Origin of the sequence: Fortiea contorta PCC 7126 (assembly GCF_000332295.1) — a bacterium.
Taxonomy (GTDB): Bacteria; Cyanobacteriota; Cyanobacteriia; order Cyanobacteriales; family Nostocaceae; genus Fortiea; species Fortiea contorta.
Map to the genome: position 1 here is coordinate 3977730 of NZ_KB235930.1, position 15695 is coordinate 3993424.

Sequence of the window (15695 nt, forward strand, 5' to 3'; positions counted from 1 at the left end):
TCCGGCTCCGCTCCTGAATTCTGACTTCTGAATTCTTCTTCAATCAGAGTTTTTCCTCAACCCAGCACCCAAAACTCAGAACTCAGTAATTTTACAGGTTGCCGTTACGAAATGCCAGCACAAAAATTACTATGGGGCCTGAAATCACAATTAGCCCAATAAAGAGTAGTTGAAAAATCACTTCCCAATTGATGTTAGCTAAAGCTTCAAACATGTTTCCTCCCAATGGTCTTAAAAAATTCAATAAGTTTCGTTGCCAAACCCGCCATAGATCATATCCGGCGATGGACTCTCAGATTTAATTTACTTAACAAAATTATAAGAAAAAACATAAAATGAGGGGTTAGGAGTTAGAGTCTAGGGGTTAGAGAGGAGTTTTCTCAATTCCCCATTCCCCATTCCCTAATCATGACAACTTGGCAATGTGTGAAGCAATGTGGCGCCTGCTGTAATCTGAATCCAGCGGAGCGCCCAGATTTAGAAGAGTATCTTTCACCCACAGAATTAGAACTGTATCTGAGTATGGTTGGTGAGGGTGGATGGTGCGTTAACTTCGACCATACCACGCGAGAATGTCGCATTTATGCAAATCGTCCTCGGTTCTGTCGGGTGGAAACAGAAATATTTGAAGATATGTATGAGATTGAGCCAGAGGAATTGGATGATTTTGCTATTGACTGCTGTCGTCAGCAAATAGAAGGGGTTTATGGCGATCGCTCTCTAGAAATGATTCGCTTTGACCGCGCTGTTGGTCTGTAAAATGCTTTGAGAAGGTTTTTTCTTTCTTTTCTTTCTCGAAAGTTGCAATTTATGACAATAATCTGAGAAAATGAGAAAAATATGAAAACAATATCGAGAGAAAATTACAATCTGTGAAACTTGACTCTGCACCCATAACTATATCAGCCGTAGCTGAGACTCAAAGCCAGCCAGAACAAACCAATACCGAGCCTGTAGTTGTCGATTCTCCCCAACGACCAGAATCAGTAGCGGTTGTGTTTGGTACTACCTTCATTACCATTTTTCTCGCGGAAATTGGTGACAAGACTCAGCTATCCACTTTGTTAATGAGTGCAGAATCTCACGCACCTTGGGTGGTTTTTATTGGCTCTGCGGCTGCACTAATTACTACCAGCTTATTAGGTGTATTGTTAGGAAGCTGGATATCTAGTAAACTCAGCCCCAAAGTAGTAGAAAAATCTGCAGGGGTTATGTTGCTGTTAATCTCTGTGATGCTGGTTTGGGATGTTGTCAAAGGTTAACGGTTATTTGTTATTCTCCATATCTCTTCTTAATCACATGGATTGGAATCTTTTAGGAATCAGCTTTATTACGGTTTTTTTATCAGAATTAGGCGACAAGAGTCAGTTAGCAGCGATCGCTCTTTCTGGGCGCAGTCAATCTCGCAAGGCTGTGTTTTTTGGCACTGCAGGCGCGCTACTATTAACTAGTTTGTTGGGTGCGTTAGCTGGGGGTGCGGTGGCTGAGTTTTTACCAACACGGTTACTTAAAGCGATCGCTGCGGTGGGGTTTGCGATTTTGGCTGCACGTCTGCTGTGGTTTAATAATGCAGAATCAGAAAATATAGAATAGCCCTATCTCAAAATAAATCTAGAGACGAAGCAAAAGCAACGTCTCTAAATTCATTATGGGGATATGTATACAGTCGTATGATTGCTGATTTAAGCTTGCTGACGCCAACACCAATTTAAAAGTACACCACCCATAGCTAACTTGAGTGCTTCCAGTGCCCAGTAACCACCATGAAGTAAATTCATTGTGGCTGGGATTGTGGTTTCGGCTGCGAACAAGTTGAGATTAACTCCTGTAGCGCACATTTGCGGAGTTAAAAAATAGGTATCAACCAAAGTTACAGCTAATAGCAACACAGATAAAACGACACTGTGGAAACTCCACTGCGATCGCGCTTGATTGATAGCCAGTACCCCAGTTAAGATTACAGCCGCAGATAATAACTCCAGGCGATTAAAATTCCAAAAAATCACATAACCTGCTGTTGTAAAACTAGCTTGAGTCATCATGCCAGAAACATAAAGACTAGGCATAATTACCCAATCTAAAATGAAGCTAGCACTTAGCCAAAAACCCAAAGTCCCAAGGATAACGGGTTGCCAATTTAGCTGTTTGAATTCAACCTTAGAAATAGCATTCATAAGAATAATTGCTTGTGTTCTACTCTTAGTTTGTATCCTTAAGAGTAAGTTTGACAACACATATCAATTAACTTTTACAAAGTATTTACCACCTCAAAAAACTAATAATTATACTTTTTGAAAGTGATTAATAATAAATATTAAAAAAAATTAAGGACATAAAGATTAGTAACAAAATGTATGTAGTTTTGTATCTGCAAATATAACTTACCGATATTTTTTACCAGTTTAATACCAATTCTTAATTACAAATTAATATCAGTTTGTATAGTAATCATATTTGATTTTTAAAAAAACTCACTACCCTTTTACTCCCTGTTCCCTGTCTACGCAAACAAGTTCACAAATCAAAGCGAACTGCTTGTATACTTTCGCTTCTTGATAGGTTGAGCGGGATTACCTGCATAGATCACCATCTCTTCTAAAGAGCGTCCAGTCACCCCACCCAAGGTTAGCACTGCGCCGCGACCGATAGTGACACCGGGGCCAATCACTGACTTAGCAGCAATCCAACTACTCTCTTGGATATGAATTGGGGCAGGCATGAGTTTAAAATCAGGATGATTCCAGTCATGATTACCCGTGCAAAGATAAACACCTTGCGACAAGCAAACATGACTTTCAATTTCTACAGGGGCTAAGTTATCAATCCAAGCGTCTTCGCCAATCCACACACAATCACCAACAGTCAAACGCCAAGGAAACTTCACCCGCACACCGGGTTTAATGCGGACTTGTTGACCAATTTTTGCTCCAAAAATCCTCAGTATCCAAACCTTGAATATGGAAATTGGTAGCAAATGACTCTCAACTAAAGGCGAACCAAAAAAGTACCATAAGACTTGTTGCCACTGCGGTGCGCCGGGGGTGTAACTGCCAAGGGTATAATTATCTAGACGCATAAGTTGGGTTGTTAAAACGAGGGTGGAGGCTAGCTCCAGTACGACCTGAGACGATCCATAACAAAGAGCGACCAGCATCACGCACGATCCGGACTAGAGATTCTTTGGGTTCGTCAGTAGGGACAGTAAGAGGAGTAAAAATGATACCTTGACTGCCTAAGACTAAGGTACCGATAGCTTTGGCTCTGGGCATGTGAAAATCTGATGTAATTAGGTAGACGTGCTTAATTCCCCGTTGTTCAAAATCCCCAACGAGACTGGTAAAATTAGTTACAGTGTCAGCAGCGCGATAATCTAAGTGTAAGCGACTCCTGGGGATATCTGCATTTTTAAAGGTGGCGAGGATTTCTTTAGCGGGTGAACCGCTGGAAATCCAGACGTCTAAAGCAGGATAATATTTAGCGAGTTCGGCGGTATATTCTTCTCTTTTTGGTTCACCACCCAGAGTCAAAAACGCTTGAGGGTAGGGAGCTTGAAAAGAAGCGATCGCTATGCGAATAGGTATAAAGCTGAATATTGCCAAGATGAGAGCAGCGATGGACAAAATTACATATTTTGTTTTGCGGTTATGGCGGGGTTTCATAAGCAAAATCAATTTTTAATAAGTTACGATACAACAGATATCCATTGCATAATAACTTTATCCGCAAGGAATTTGCCATTGGTGATTTCGGCTGATGAATTGTCAGGCGATCAAGAGGTGTAATTTTGATGGCTATTTTTTAAGTTTTTCAGCTTCAATAAGATGAATTCCTAGCAGAATTTCTGCCAATACTCGCTGCAGTGCATAATACCATCCGTGCCAACCATCGAGAATACCACCTTTAAGAATAAGACAATAAAATAATATAATTAGAGGCGCAAGAATTTTTTGTTTGCGAATGCGATCGCCCAAATTAAGTTCATTTGTTGGGGTAGCGAGTAACTTCTTAGTCTCGATTACCATATAACGATCCTGCGCCCATAACCAGCGACTTAAGGGTTTGCGATCGTCGTGGTGAATATAAGCAGAAAGTTGGCTATGTTCACCGTGAATCTCTAGCAGTTGTGTATGACCATCATCAATATAAATAGCTTTTGATTTACGGAATAATACTTGACGCCGAGGAAGTATAGTATTTCTTAGAGGTTTGCCAAATACGCAATATTTAAATTGAGCAAAATAGCCATTAATAGAGGAGTTTAGAGGAAGTTCTTTAATTTCAGCTACCAGTTCATCTGTAACTATATAATCAGCATCTAGAGAAAGAACCCAATCAGATTGAACTTGTTCTAAACCGTAGTTCCATTGGGTAGCATGAGTATCAAATTTTCTCTTAAATAATTGAACTTGAGGATAATCAGACAAAATTTGTAAAGTTTCATCTGTACTATAACTATCAATAATAATAATAGCTGAAGGGGAGACGAAATAAGCTACAATATAGATTCAATAAGCTTCATGGCTCTTAAACCTTGTTGATAATGCTTCCACTTATTACGATTAATTCTCATTAATTGTGTGACTAAATCAATACAGCTATCCTTGAAATGTACCCATGTTTGACCATATAAGCCGATATAAAAACTACTGTGTCTCCGTTGAGAACGACTCCTTTCTTTAATCCGAGCTATATATTTTTGGATTCCTTTGCGTTTAATAAGTTGACCATTAATTGTTGCAGAGGTGTAAGCGATCGCTATCAACAAAACTAGAGAAATAAAACGTTCACCTTGAACATTAGTGTTTTCTAAGTTATAGCCACCTGTTTTGAAATCTCTAAACATTTCTTCAATATCAAATCGCTTTTTGTAAGCAGCAATTGCTGACTCTAGGGTGTCAAAATTTGTTAAAATAAACCATGCTTCTTTGGGTGCTACTCCGTTAATTTTACGTTGCCACTTACCAGCCACATTAAAACTGATAAAACCCTGAGTCTTTGTTACCTTAACTCCCTTGATAAAAAAAGATACTCCAGGAGTTAATCCTAAACTGCTTAACTCCATAAACATATCTTGTTTAATTTCTACAAATTCATTCTTTTTCAATCGCAAACAAAAATATACATCCTTGCTCTGAAGGTACTTTGCTAGTTTTACCGAGCAAAATTCTCTATCCCCCAACACACAGATTTTATAATCTTTCAATATTGCTATAACTGGCGATAATATTTTCTGCTGTTCCGTGAGATTACTACTACCTAATTTGGGCAGCAAACTAAAATATATTGGTATGGCTCTTTTATCCCAAATCACGCTGACCATTAATAAGTTTATCCGACTCCAATTAGTCCTATCAATTGCTATATAAATAATTTTTCATTCTGGAAGTAGTTTGCTATTAGTTCTTGAATAATTGGCAACCAAACTTTTTCAATTGTGAGATTTGGTAATAGATAAAAATCTTTGTATTCTTTTTCTTCTGCTTTCAAATTTAATTCCCAAAGGTAGCGCATTCGCTAATTTTTCTAAAGTTACTTCTTTGATTGACTGCAACAGATGTATCAAAATTTTTAGCAACAGATATTCTGCTAAACTCAATTGACTTTTTAAGTGCTTTTGGTACAATATAGCTAACATTATCATTAAGTAGGTCTTATTGACAAAACTAGACCTACCTTTTTCTATCACAAAACGCTACCCATCTTATACACCAAGCTTTTTAGGCTGTTTCGTCTCCCCTCCAGTAATAATAGTCTTTGCCCAACCGAGATGCTCAAGGGTTCTCTTGATATTTGGAGCTTCGTTATAAGTAAGAATTAGAGGAGTAATTTTTTCTATCATTGCTAAGTTATGAAAGCAGATTATTGAGATAAAATATAAGACTGATATTTAATTTTACAATAAATACAACAACTAAAATAACTTGATTAACTGTATTCAACTTTTTTAGATGAGTATCATAAAATTATAAATTCAAAAAATACTGATTTTTGATATTTGTTCATGGAAATCAGGAAAAGGTTGTTGATGAATAATACTTGCATAAACCCGTGCCATTTGTGCAGCTATTTCGTCCCAAGAGTATTGTTCATAAATAAGTTGACGAGCGCGATCGCTCATAAATTTAGCTTCAACTGGATGAGTTAAAATATCCTCAATAGCATCAGAAATAGCATCGACATCAAGTTTAGTAACACAACCAAGTTGCTGTTTCTCTACGAAATCAGCCAAAGCGACACCAGGGGTAAGCAGCACAGGTAAACCGACAGCTAAAGCTTCTAAAACAGCCACCCCAAAGCTTTCCGAATAAGAAGTAAGAGTAAATAAATCAGCACCCTGGAGTAATAAATCTTTGATTTCCCCTTGGACAAATCCTGTCACTTGAGTGCGATGTTGTAGATGATGAGATGATAATAAAGATTGAACTTCCAATTCATAATCAGCAGTTCCACTACCCGCTAAGATAAAAGTAAAGCGGTGATGGGAAAGTTTTGCTAAAGCTTTTATGAGATAATCAAGACCTTTTTTGGGATGAACGCGAGATAAAAATAAAATAATTGGTTCATCTGCTGGTAAATTAAAATGTTGACGCAGGCGTTGACGCGCATTACTGATCCGCGCTGGAATCACTAAACCGTGGGGTAAAACAAAACTGGGAGAGCGGAGATTTAACTGCGAAGCTTCTTGCTGTTCTTGTTCAGATGTGAAATGAATAAATTGACTATAATTAAGGTTTTTTTGTTCAATTAGCTGTAGATAAATCTGCTTTCTTTTAGCGCTTTGTTGCAAAGACCATTCACATAATTGTCCCAGGGGACGGACAATATAAGGTACTTTTTGTAAGCGAGCGATCGCCATTGCGACAGTCGATGGATACGAAAATATTGCATGGATATGTAGCAAATCATATTGGCGAATATTTTGCCATAGCCATGTTGTTAAATCGCTAGAAAATGCAAATTCTCGCAGGGGATGAATGGGTGGTGAAAAGCGGGGAAAAAACCATACTGGAATATCTTCATATTTAATGCGTTTTCCCACAGGGACATCCAATAATTCCGTCCCATTATCATTTGTTGTGGCTATTTCTACTTCTACACTACAATCTCGCAGTGCTTTCACCTCCTCTAAGATGACCTGACTAGGGCCACCCCGCACAGTTGCTACAGAGGGAATTACGTGCAAAACTTTCATGCTGAAGTTATTTACCACCGATGTTGAAAAGTTGTTAGATTCCAGCGGTGATATGTTGTTCACGAATGCTTGAGAGCTACTAAAGATTGACTTTGAATAATATCTATATAAACTGCGGACATTTTGGTAGCAATTTGCGCCCAAGAGTATTGTTCAATAATAAGTTGACGAGCGCGATCGCCCATCAATTTAGCTTCAACTGGATGGGTTAAAAACCACTCAATAGCATCAGAAATAGCATCAACATCAAGTTTGGTAACACAACCAAGTTGCTGCTTATCTACTAAATCAGCCAAAGCGACACCAGGGGTAAGCAGCACAGGTAAACCGACAGCTAAAGCTTCTAAAACAGCCACCCCAAAGTTCTCAGAATAAGAAGTAAGAGTAAATAAATCAGCACCCTGGAGTAATAAATCTTTGATTTCCCCTTGGACAAATCCTGTCACTTGAGTGCGATGTTGTAGATGATGAGATGATAATAAAGATTGAACTTCCAATTCATAATCAGCAGTTCCACTACCCGCTAAGATAAAAGTAAAGCGGTGATGGGAAAGTTTTGCTAAAGCTTTTATGAGATAATCAAGACCTTTTTTGGGATGAACGCGAGATAAAAATAAAATAATTGGTTCATCTGCTGGTAAATTAAAATGTTGACGCAGGCGTTGACGCGCATTACTGATCCGCGCTGGAATCACTAAACCGTGGGGTAAAACAAAACTGGGAGAGCGGAGATTTAACTGCGAAGCTTCTTGCTGTTCTTGTTCAGATGTGAAATGAATAAATTGACTATAATTAAGGTTTTTTTGTTCAATTAGCTGTAGATAAATCTGCTTTCTTTTAGCGCTTTGTTGCAAAGACCATTCACATAATTGTCCCAGGGGACGGACAATATAAGGTACTTTTTGTAAGCGAGCGATCGCCATTGCTACAGTCGATGGATACGAAAATATTGCATGGATATGTAGCAAATCATATTGGCGAATATTTTGCCATAGCCATGTTGTTAAATCGCTAGAAAATGCAAATTCTCGCAGAGTATGAATGGGTGGTGAAAAGCGGGGGAAAAACCATACTGGTAGATTTTGATATCTAACGCATCTTCCCACAGGGACATCCAATAGTTCCGGCCCATTATCATTTGTTGTGGCTATTTCTACCTCTATACTACGCTCTCGTAGTGCTTTCACCATTTCTACAACAGCTTGACTAGGGCCACCCCGCACAGTTGCAATAGAAGGGATTACATGTAAAACTTTCATGCTGAAACTCTCTCCCACCAGTGTTGAAAAATTGCTATACTCCAGCGACGATACCAAGGTTTAAGAGGTATATTATTAGGCAGATTAATATGATTAAAGTAATCACCAAATTCATTAGACATCCACTGTTCAAACGGGAAAGAAAAACCTTTTTTGGGACGTTTGACCACCGCATCAGGTAACTCGGCAACTGCTTGAGTTAATAACTTTTTACCAACAGCTAAACGGATATGACTAGGAATTGGTGCAACGGCTGTAAGCAACCCGGTATCAACAAAAGGAACTCGCAATTCTAATCCCCAATTCATACTCATTACGTCACTATCTCGTAATAGTTGATTACGCATATAACAACTAAGTTCTAGAAAGCTCACCTCATCTTCTGGAGTTGGAAAATTACCAATTTCAGCCGTAGGGAGAGACAATTTAGCAGAAGGCTTTTCACCAAGATATTGTTGGATAATTTGACTAGCTTCTTGATGAGAATAAATACCCCGAAAACTACTATAAGCAGAGTGTGTGCTAGGATTTTGCTGCAAAAAGTCGCCCAAGCGCTTCATTTGTGGTGAACTACTCCACTGGGATAACCCCGTACCTATAGCAGTACTCACAAAAGGAAAGGTGTGTAATTTTTTCGCCCATGCTAGCATTTGGAGCACTTTCTGAAACGATTTATATCCCCCAAAAACTTCGTCTCCACCTAACCCAGAAAGAACTACTTTGATACCGCTATCATGAGCTACTTTAGATACACAAAAAGTATTAAAACCGTCAATACTTGGTTGGTCAATAGCCGTGAAAAACTGCAGTAATAAATCTTTAGCAGAGGCTGCAGTTATTTTGTATTCTGTATGTTTAGTGTCGAATAACTTAGCAGTTTCCTGAGCGATATCCCCTTCGTTAAATTGTGATTCTTCAAAGGCGATTGAGTATGTAGATAACTGCTGATTTTGCGTCTGCTTTGCTAAAGCTAAAACTGCAGTTGAGTCAATACCACCACTGAGAAAAATCCCCACAGGTACATCACTAACAAAATGATGTTTAATCGAATCAACTAAAGCTGCTCGTGCTATTTCTTGAGCTTCTAAAAGAGAAATATCTTGTGGTTCAAATTTGATTTGCCAGTATTGTTTTTTAGTGATACCGTCAGCTTGCCAAGATAACCAATGTCCAGCAGGTAGACAATTAATTCCATTAATTAAGGTATGAGGTTCGGGAACTGAACCGCTAACTAGATAGCCATATAATCCTTCTAAACTCAAATTAAGCGCTGGTAAACCAGAGGCGATAATAGCTCTCAATTCTGAAGCAAATACTAAATTTGTCCCAGATTGCCAATAATAAAGTGGTTTAATTCCTAAAGGATCACGAGCTAAAAAACAAGTTTGTTCCCAATTATCCCAAATAGCGAAAGCAAACATTCCGCGTAAGTAATTAACACAATCAGAACCGTATTTCTGATAAAGTTTAAGAATAACTTCTGTGTCTGTTTGAGAATTAAATTGCTCGCCTTGAGAAATCAAATCTTGTCGCAGTTTCTGAAAGTTATAAATTTCACCATTGAAAGTAATCCAATATCGACCGTTAGCAGTAGACATGGGTTGATGTCCCGCACTACTCAGGTCAAGAATTGCTAAACGGGTATGAGCGAAAGCTACTTTTCTTTCTGGAGAAACATAGATACCTGCATCATCAGGGCCGCGATGTTTTAAAGCAGGTTGCATCCGCTGAATGATCTTTTCTAAGCTGTCTTGGTAATGATTAACTGTGAGAATTCCAGCTATACCACACATAATTTCAGAAAATTTGTAGATAAAAAATTAGATGTCGTCTGGGAAATGAGAATCTAAATAGCTGGCAAAAGTTTTTTGAAAACTTTCAAAGCCAAAGTGATTCATCACTTTTTGTCGCAGATTTTCTGGTTGAAAAATTAAATCATTAGGATAAGTTTTCAAGATAATTTGACTGAGAGTATCAGCAATTTGTTCCACATCATTAGGATTGACAAGTGCGCCTAATTCCCCGTGACAAAGCGCATCTACAGACCCATCTTGGTTGCCTCCTAAAACAGGTTTACCACAGGCTAATGCTTCTAAATAGACTATACCAAAGCCCTCACGTTTACTGGGCATAGCAAATACGTCACAGAGATTATAGTAATCGCAAAGCTGCTCATCAGGAACAAATCCCGCGAACGTGACACAGTTTTGTAATTCTAATTCTGCGATTAATTTTTCCAGTCTAATTCTGTCATTTCCTTTGCCGACAATCATATATTGCACGTCAGGAATTAACTGACGAATTTTTGGTAAGGCGTAGAGAATTTGGTCGTATCCTTTGTATTGTTCAACTTCAGATAGTCTGGCGACAGTTAATATAATTGGTTGTTCTGGTTTGAGTTGATATTTTTTTAATAAATAACTAGGCTTGGGTGCTGGTTGAAAGCGACTTCCATCAAAGGTGTTGGGTAAAATAACAACTTTTTTAGGGTCAAGATTTTGTTCTTTGAGCAGGCGATCGCGTGTGTATCCACTCACTGCTAAAATCAAATCTGCATGGTGTAAAGCTGTTTTCAAAGCAGAATTTTGAATATCCCAAGCTTCTAACCCGTGAGCAACTGTCCAATAGGGAATATTTCTCAGACGTTTTAACCAGTAAGCAGCAATGGTGAAATTCATGTGAGTAGTCATCACTAAATCAGGATTTTGTAACAATCCCTGCGTGATTAATCGACTCACAAAAGCGGGTGTGCGAATTTTTTGCGGATAACCTCCTGTGAAATGAAATTTAGTTTCAGATAAATAAGCGATGTCCGCTGAAGTTTGGACATCAAGTTTGAGAAAAACGTCGTACTGACTTTGAGGATAAAGGCTTTGCAAAGCCTGTAAGAAAAATGCTGAATAAACCTGGATACCACCTTTAAAACCGAAGATGTTGGGAAGCCACAGATGGAAGTGCTTTTTATCCGCACGAGTGAGCATTTTAATTTGGTTTTGATTTGTTAAATTCAAGACTCAAAAACCTCAGTTTGACAGTGGAGAAACAGTTGGGAGATGTAATTTATGATTAATCGTGTAGTCCAACGCCTGATTTAATCCTTGAGTTGCCTGGAGATAGCTATATTGAGATATAATTTTACGGCTTTCATCCCCCCAATGCTGGAGGTGTTCTCGGTGAGAAAATGCTTGCTGTAAACTAGCAGTTAACGCACAGACATCACCTGCAGGAAAAATTAAACCATTTTTACCAACACTAACTAAATCTTGAGCGCAACCCACATGATTACTCACAATTACCGGCCGAGATAAACACATAGCTTCATTAATAGCTAGTCCCCAAGTTTCTGAATAGCTAGGTAGCACCACTAAATCTGCAATCGCATAAGTGCGAGGCATTAAGGATTGGTTTTGAAAGGGCGCAAAGTAAATATTTGCTTGTGCTGCTGCTTGAGATTTTAGCTCATTTTCCAGAATTCCCGCGCCCACAAATAGCAATGACACACGGTCAAGCTTGGCTTGTCGAAAAGCTTGTAGTAAATCTAACGGGCGTTTTACTGTATCAAATTTGCCTGCAAATAAAATTACTCCATGGTCTTGAGGAATACCAAGCTCTCGCTTCCAGATTATGGCTTGCTGCTTGGCTATTTCAGTTTGAGCAAAAAAGCGATCGTTATCAACTGCATGAGGCGAGAAAAATAAATTATTAGGAGATACGCCATGATATCGAAAGTAGTGATAATTAGCTTTTCCTACATAAAGGCAAGCATTAAAACGCTGATAAATTTGGGTAATAAACTGCTGACGTGCCCATGCTTTAATTCCAGTAGAAAGTACCAAACGATGGGAATCACCCCGAAATATTAATGGTGTTTGGCGAGAGTTCCAACTCCCTAGAAAGCGATAGATGCTGGCATAATTATAAAGCATTAACAGTACAGCATCAGGTTTGTAGGCTTTCACTTGCGAAACTAAAGAGGGATTTTGTAAGCCCCAAAAATGATTGACTCCAGGTTTAGAACTAACGTTGGGTACAAATTCATATTCATATCCATTTAATAAGGGAATGTCCCATTGCAAAGCTTGACCAAAGCCTACATCAACTTGCTTAGTAACCCCAAAATCCCAGAGATAAAATACTTTAATTGCTAAATTAGTAGTACTAGTTAGATAGCGAAACCAAGGCGCATAATACTGAATTGGATGAGAGGTAATAATTGCTAATTTTTGCATAACCGCACTACCATTAAACGAAAAACTTTATTTTCATTGTGAATTCAATATATGATTGGTAAAAAAATATTCAGTTAAATATAAATTCAGAATAATTTTGATTCAAAAATGCTGACTTATCTGATTAAAAAATCGTTCATATCAATTTTTTGATTTTTATATAAAAATTGCCAAAATATTTAGTAAAATCAACTGCCGAGCAACTCAGAACGATAAACGTGGTGTTTTGTAGGATTTCATAAACAGCACCGCAACGCCACCAAGAGAAATACTTGATTGGAATAATGAAGCAACATAAACCCCTGCACTATATTCAGTTTGGAAAGCTAAAGTCATGACAATAATCGCAAATAAATACTTAGCAGAAAGAACTGGTGCATTAATACTCCAGGAACTGACTTGACCATAGATTAGCCCAAGAATAACGGCCAGTCCTGCACAGCCAAATACACCAAAATTCGCATAAGATTCAGCTAATAGACCCCAACCAATTGTGGTACCAGCAGTTTGTTTACGAGTCTGCAAGCCATAGTGAATGTTGAGTATATAAGTACCCTCATGGGAAGCAATTTTATTACTATCTAGAAACCGGGGAATTAATAGCTGGGGCAAAATTGCATAGGTTGCTCCATAAAGGTAAGGTTTTTCTCCAGGACTTTTATTTTGTGTTAAAAGTAGCAGTTGAATAACACTAGAACGTTCTGCAAATGATTCTTTTTCTTTGGAGTCTTGAGCCGAAATACTATCATTTTTATTTCTAGTTAAATATTCCCAACTATAACCAGACCATTCGCTAAACCAAGCTGGATATTCCCAAGGTTGCACCTGAGTTTTATATTCTCCAAACCAGTATTTACCTCTCATATTATCTTTGCCGTAGTGCAGAAATGTCAGGCAAATGAGTACAATAACTATTGGCAACAATGGTACTTTTTTTCGTCCTATGATAAAAGCGAATGTAGCAATTACAAACTGAGAAGCTGCACTGATCAACAGTAAACCCACGCTGCCTGTTACCATTAATCCGGCTAAAAGACTTAAAAATAATTGAGACTGTTTTTTTGATAACTCTTTACTACCTGTACGATAGGCAAGTACAAAGATACCTAGTGCAGATAACCCCAGGATGACACCACGAACGATCGCAAATGTACCACGATCAAGAGCTAACCAACCAGCAGTACTACTGATATCAAATAAAAGATTAGCTACCAGAGCACATAAAAAAAACGGTACACCTCTACTACTGTTCAGTGCTAATTGTGATTTAGGTATTGGCGGTGCATATTTAACAAATTGGAACCAGATGAATGTTCCTAACAATAAAAAGCCTGTGACTGTGAAGCCAGCAAATAAATGGCTCTCTGGGGTGTACTTCACTACCGTAGGGTGTTTACTCACTAGGGGTAAACCATAAGTCCAAACAAATGTCAATGCAAATATGGGAAAAATAGGCATACCCAAGGCACTTCCCGCACACCAAAGGTATGAGGGCAACAATGCCGCGGCTGTAATCAGGATGGCGGCAGCACTACTAAGTACGGACTCACTACCAGTAAAAAATATTTCATAAACAAATAGTCCAAAGGCAGCAAGCCAAAATCCGTTAAGTAATTTTCGTTGTGTCCGACGAGCTAGGGCGGATGGAGAAAGAAACATTGACGGAGAGAATGAGTCAAAATCTCTGGTCATAATGGTTTGTGTTTGCTGGCAGTGGTGAGAGACTGGTCAAAAACGGCACATTGCTGACGAGTTATTTCCTTGGCTGTATAGGGACTAAATGCTTGCCAGTCAGTATCTGGCTGATAGCCCTTGGGTGTAGACAACAGCCATTGGAGTTGAGGTACTACCGTAGGTAATAAATCTTCAGGGCGATCGCCTGTTTTAAATGTTACCGCTTGACCTGCACGGCATTGATTGAGAATTTCGACTACAGAACTCTGTTGATGGAAAATGGCAAAAATTGGCTTGCGTGCCAGAATACACGGATAAAGCTTGGAAGCAGTGTAGCCGGAATCGTCGGAACCAATCAGTAAAATGCCGTCGCTATCTACCAGTGTTTGCAACGCTTCAAAATAAGGGATGCGGTGCGGATATTCCTCTACCAAATCAGCAATACCGCACTCTTGCGCGATGGGTTCTACAGTTTTCACTGCTCGATGATCGTTGGCGTAGCTGGTACCAACGAAGTGTAATTTCACCGATTCCCACAATTCAGGATTTTGACGCCGCTGTGATTGAATACCTAAAAATAAAATCCGTAGTGACAATGCCATATCATCACCACCCCGACCTACGTATACCCAATGACGTTTACCATCATGGGGGTCGAATATTTTTTGTTGAATATTTAAAGAAGAGAGTTGGTCAAAATCTGGCTCTGGAGCACCAAAAGGCAGTACTGTAAACTGTTCTGGCTGGAGGTATGGGTATCGTTGCTGTAAAGTTTTTGGATAAGCTGGTGAAACGCTAATAATATGACTAACTTTGCTAATTGCTCTGGGTTCAAAAATTTTTGCTTGGAGTTGATTAAATTTATACTTAAAATTTCCCCCTGGTGGAATCACTCCTGACCTTTCGTAGTAATCACCTAGCCAAGGGTCTTGAAAATCTAAAACATAAGGAATATGAAAACGCCGATACCATCTGACACCAAGTGCCATAGTGATAAACACGGTGGTGGAGAAGTAGATTAAATCAAATTTTTGTTCTTGGAGTAGGCGATCGCCTGCTTGGAGTAAATAAGGAAAACACCGCACTCCCAAATTGCCTAAACCAATTCTTTGAGTTTGTTGAACTGGTAAGGCTTTGATGTAATCAACTGGGATATGACGCGGAACCGTCTTTGCTAATAATGAGTCTTGAACACCTTCAACACAGTCGGGTCTGACCGTGAGAATATGAGGTTCCCAGCCGAATTTTTCAAAGTAGGGCAAAGACATTCTTACCCGTTGATGATCGGCTGCATTAATTGGTGGGAAATGGGGGCTGATGATTAAAACTTTGTGATTCACA

The 15695-nt window shown here is 38.8% G+C and carries 15 protein-coding genes and 2 pseudogenes; 3 read left to right on the top strand and 14 right to left on the bottom strand.

What is annotated here, in order from left to right; all coding sequences use genetic code 11:
* Window positions 1–91: 91 nt before the first annotated feature.
* Entirely contained in the window at window positions 92–214 is a 123-nt protein-coding gene (gene psb30, locus MIC7126_RS0118475; RefSeq protein WP_017654653.1) for a photosystem II reaction center protein Ycf12/Psb30, read from the bottom strand.
* 194 nt (window positions 215–408) lie between these two features.
* Between psb30 and MIC7126_RS0118480 the strand changes: the two genes are divergently transcribed.
* The 3 genes from MIC7126_RS0118480 (at window position 409) to MIC7126_RS0118490 (ending at window position 1593) form a co-directional block, all read left to right on the top strand.
* Complete coding sequence (locus tag MIC7126_RS0118480) at window positions 409–759, top strand: YkgJ family cysteine cluster protein (protein WP_017654654.1); 351 nt, start codon at window positions 409–411, stop codon at window positions 757–759.
* A gap of 113 nt (window positions 760–872) precedes the next feature.
* A complete protein-coding gene (locus tag MIC7126_RS0118485) occupies window positions 873–1262 on the top strand; it encodes a TMEM165/GDT1 family protein (protein WP_017654655.1) in 390 nt (129 codons plus the stop codon).
* Window positions 1263–1299: 37 nt separating this feature from the next.
* Complete coding sequence (locus MIC7126_RS0118490; protein ID WP_026100363.1) at window positions 1300–1593, top strand: TMEM165/GDT1 family protein; 294 nt, start codon at window positions 1300–1302, stop codon at window positions 1591–1593.
* 89 nt (window positions 1594–1682) lie between these two features.
* On the opposite strand, the gene MIC7126_RS0118495 is transcribed toward MIC7126_RS0118490, so the two are convergent.
* The 13 genes and pseudogenes from MIC7126_RS0118495 to MIC7126_RS0118555 all read right to left on the bottom strand — a co-directional run bounded on the left by MIC7126_RS0118495 (window position 1683) and on the right by MIC7126_RS0118555 (window position 15694).
* The gene (locus MIC7126_RS0118495; protein WP_017654657.1) at window positions 1683–2174 is read right to left on the bottom strand and encodes a hypothetical protein; all 492 of its coding nucleotides are present in this window, start codon (window positions 2172–2174) and stop codon (window positions 1683–1685) included.
* Window positions 2175–2521: 347 nt separating this feature from the next.
* Window positions 2522–3076, bottom strand: coding sequence for a WcaF family extracellular polysaccharide biosynthesis acetyltransferase (locus tag MIC7126_RS0118500; RefSeq protein WP_017654658.1), 555 nt, complete (start codon window positions 3074–3076; stop codon window positions 2522–2524).
* Window positions 3063–3659 carry a YdcF family protein gene (locus tag MIC7126_RS0118505; protein ID WP_017654659.1) on the bottom strand — a complete coding sequence of 199 codons (597 nt, stop codon included), beginning with the start codon at window positions 3657–3659 and terminating at the stop codon, window positions 3063–3065. The genes MIC7126_RS0118500 and MIC7126_RS0118505 overlap by 14 nt, the downstream gene beginning before the upstream one ends.
* Window positions 3660–3791: 132 nt before the next feature.
* Window positions 3792–4505: a glycosyltransferase family 2 protein gene (locus tag MIC7126_RS27875; RefSeq protein WP_051050399.1), complete on the bottom strand. Its 714-nt coding sequence runs from the start codon at window positions 4503–4505 to the stop codon at window positions 3792–3794.
* A pseudogene (locus MIC7126_RS27880) lies at window positions 4493–5635 on the bottom strand (IS4 family transposase). Before MIC7126_RS27880 ends, MIC7126_RS27875 begins: the two are co-directional and overlap by 13 nt.
* 108 nt (window positions 5636–5743) lie before the next feature.
* Window positions 5744–5839, bottom strand: a pseudogene (locus tag MIC7126_RS32015) (glycosyltransferase family 2 protein); the annotation flags it as partial.
* A gap of 132 nt (window positions 5840–5971) precedes the next feature.
* The gene (locus MIC7126_RS0118525; RefSeq protein WP_017654664.1) at window positions 5972–7192 is read right to left on the bottom strand and encodes a glycosyltransferase; all 1221 of its coding nucleotides are present in this window, start codon (window positions 7190–7192) and stop codon (window positions 5972–5974) included.
* Between the two features lie 59 nt (window positions 7193–7251).
* Window positions 7252–8451: a glycosyltransferase gene (locus MIC7126_RS0118530; RefSeq protein WP_017654665.1), complete on the bottom strand. Its 1200-nt coding sequence runs from the start codon at window positions 8449–8451 to the stop codon at window positions 7252–7254.
* A complete protein-coding gene (gene asnB, locus MIC7126_RS0118535) occupies window positions 8448–10244 on the bottom strand; it encodes an asparagine synthase (glutamine-hydrolyzing) (RefSeq protein WP_017654666.1) in 1797 nt (598 codons plus the stop codon). The genes MIC7126_RS0118530 and asnB overlap by 4 nt, the downstream gene beginning before the upstream one ends.
* Window positions 10245–10271: 27 nt before the next feature.
* Complete coding sequence (locus MIC7126_RS0118540) at window positions 10272–11432, bottom strand: glycosyltransferase (RefSeq protein WP_040630379.1); 1161 nt, start codon at window positions 11430–11432, stop codon at window positions 10272–10274.
* A 42-nt stretch (window positions 11433–11474) separates the two neighbouring features.
* Window positions 11475–12680: a glycosyltransferase family 4 protein gene (locus MIC7126_RS0118545; RefSeq protein ID WP_017654668.1), complete on the bottom strand. Its 1206-nt coding sequence runs from the start codon at window positions 12678–12680 to the stop codon at window positions 11475–11477.
* Between the two features lie 204 nt (window positions 12681–12884).
* Entirely contained in the window at window positions 12885–14372 is a 1488-nt protein-coding gene (locus MIC7126_RS0118550) for a hypothetical protein (protein ID WP_154655926.1), read from the bottom strand.
* Window positions 14369–15694, bottom strand: coding sequence for a glycosyltransferase family protein (locus tag MIC7126_RS0118555; protein WP_017654670.1), 1326 nt, complete (start codon window positions 15692–15694; stop codon window positions 14369–14371). The genes MIC7126_RS0118550 and MIC7126_RS0118555 overlap by 4 nt, the downstream gene beginning before the upstream one ends.
* Window position 15695 lies beyond the last annotated feature (1 nt).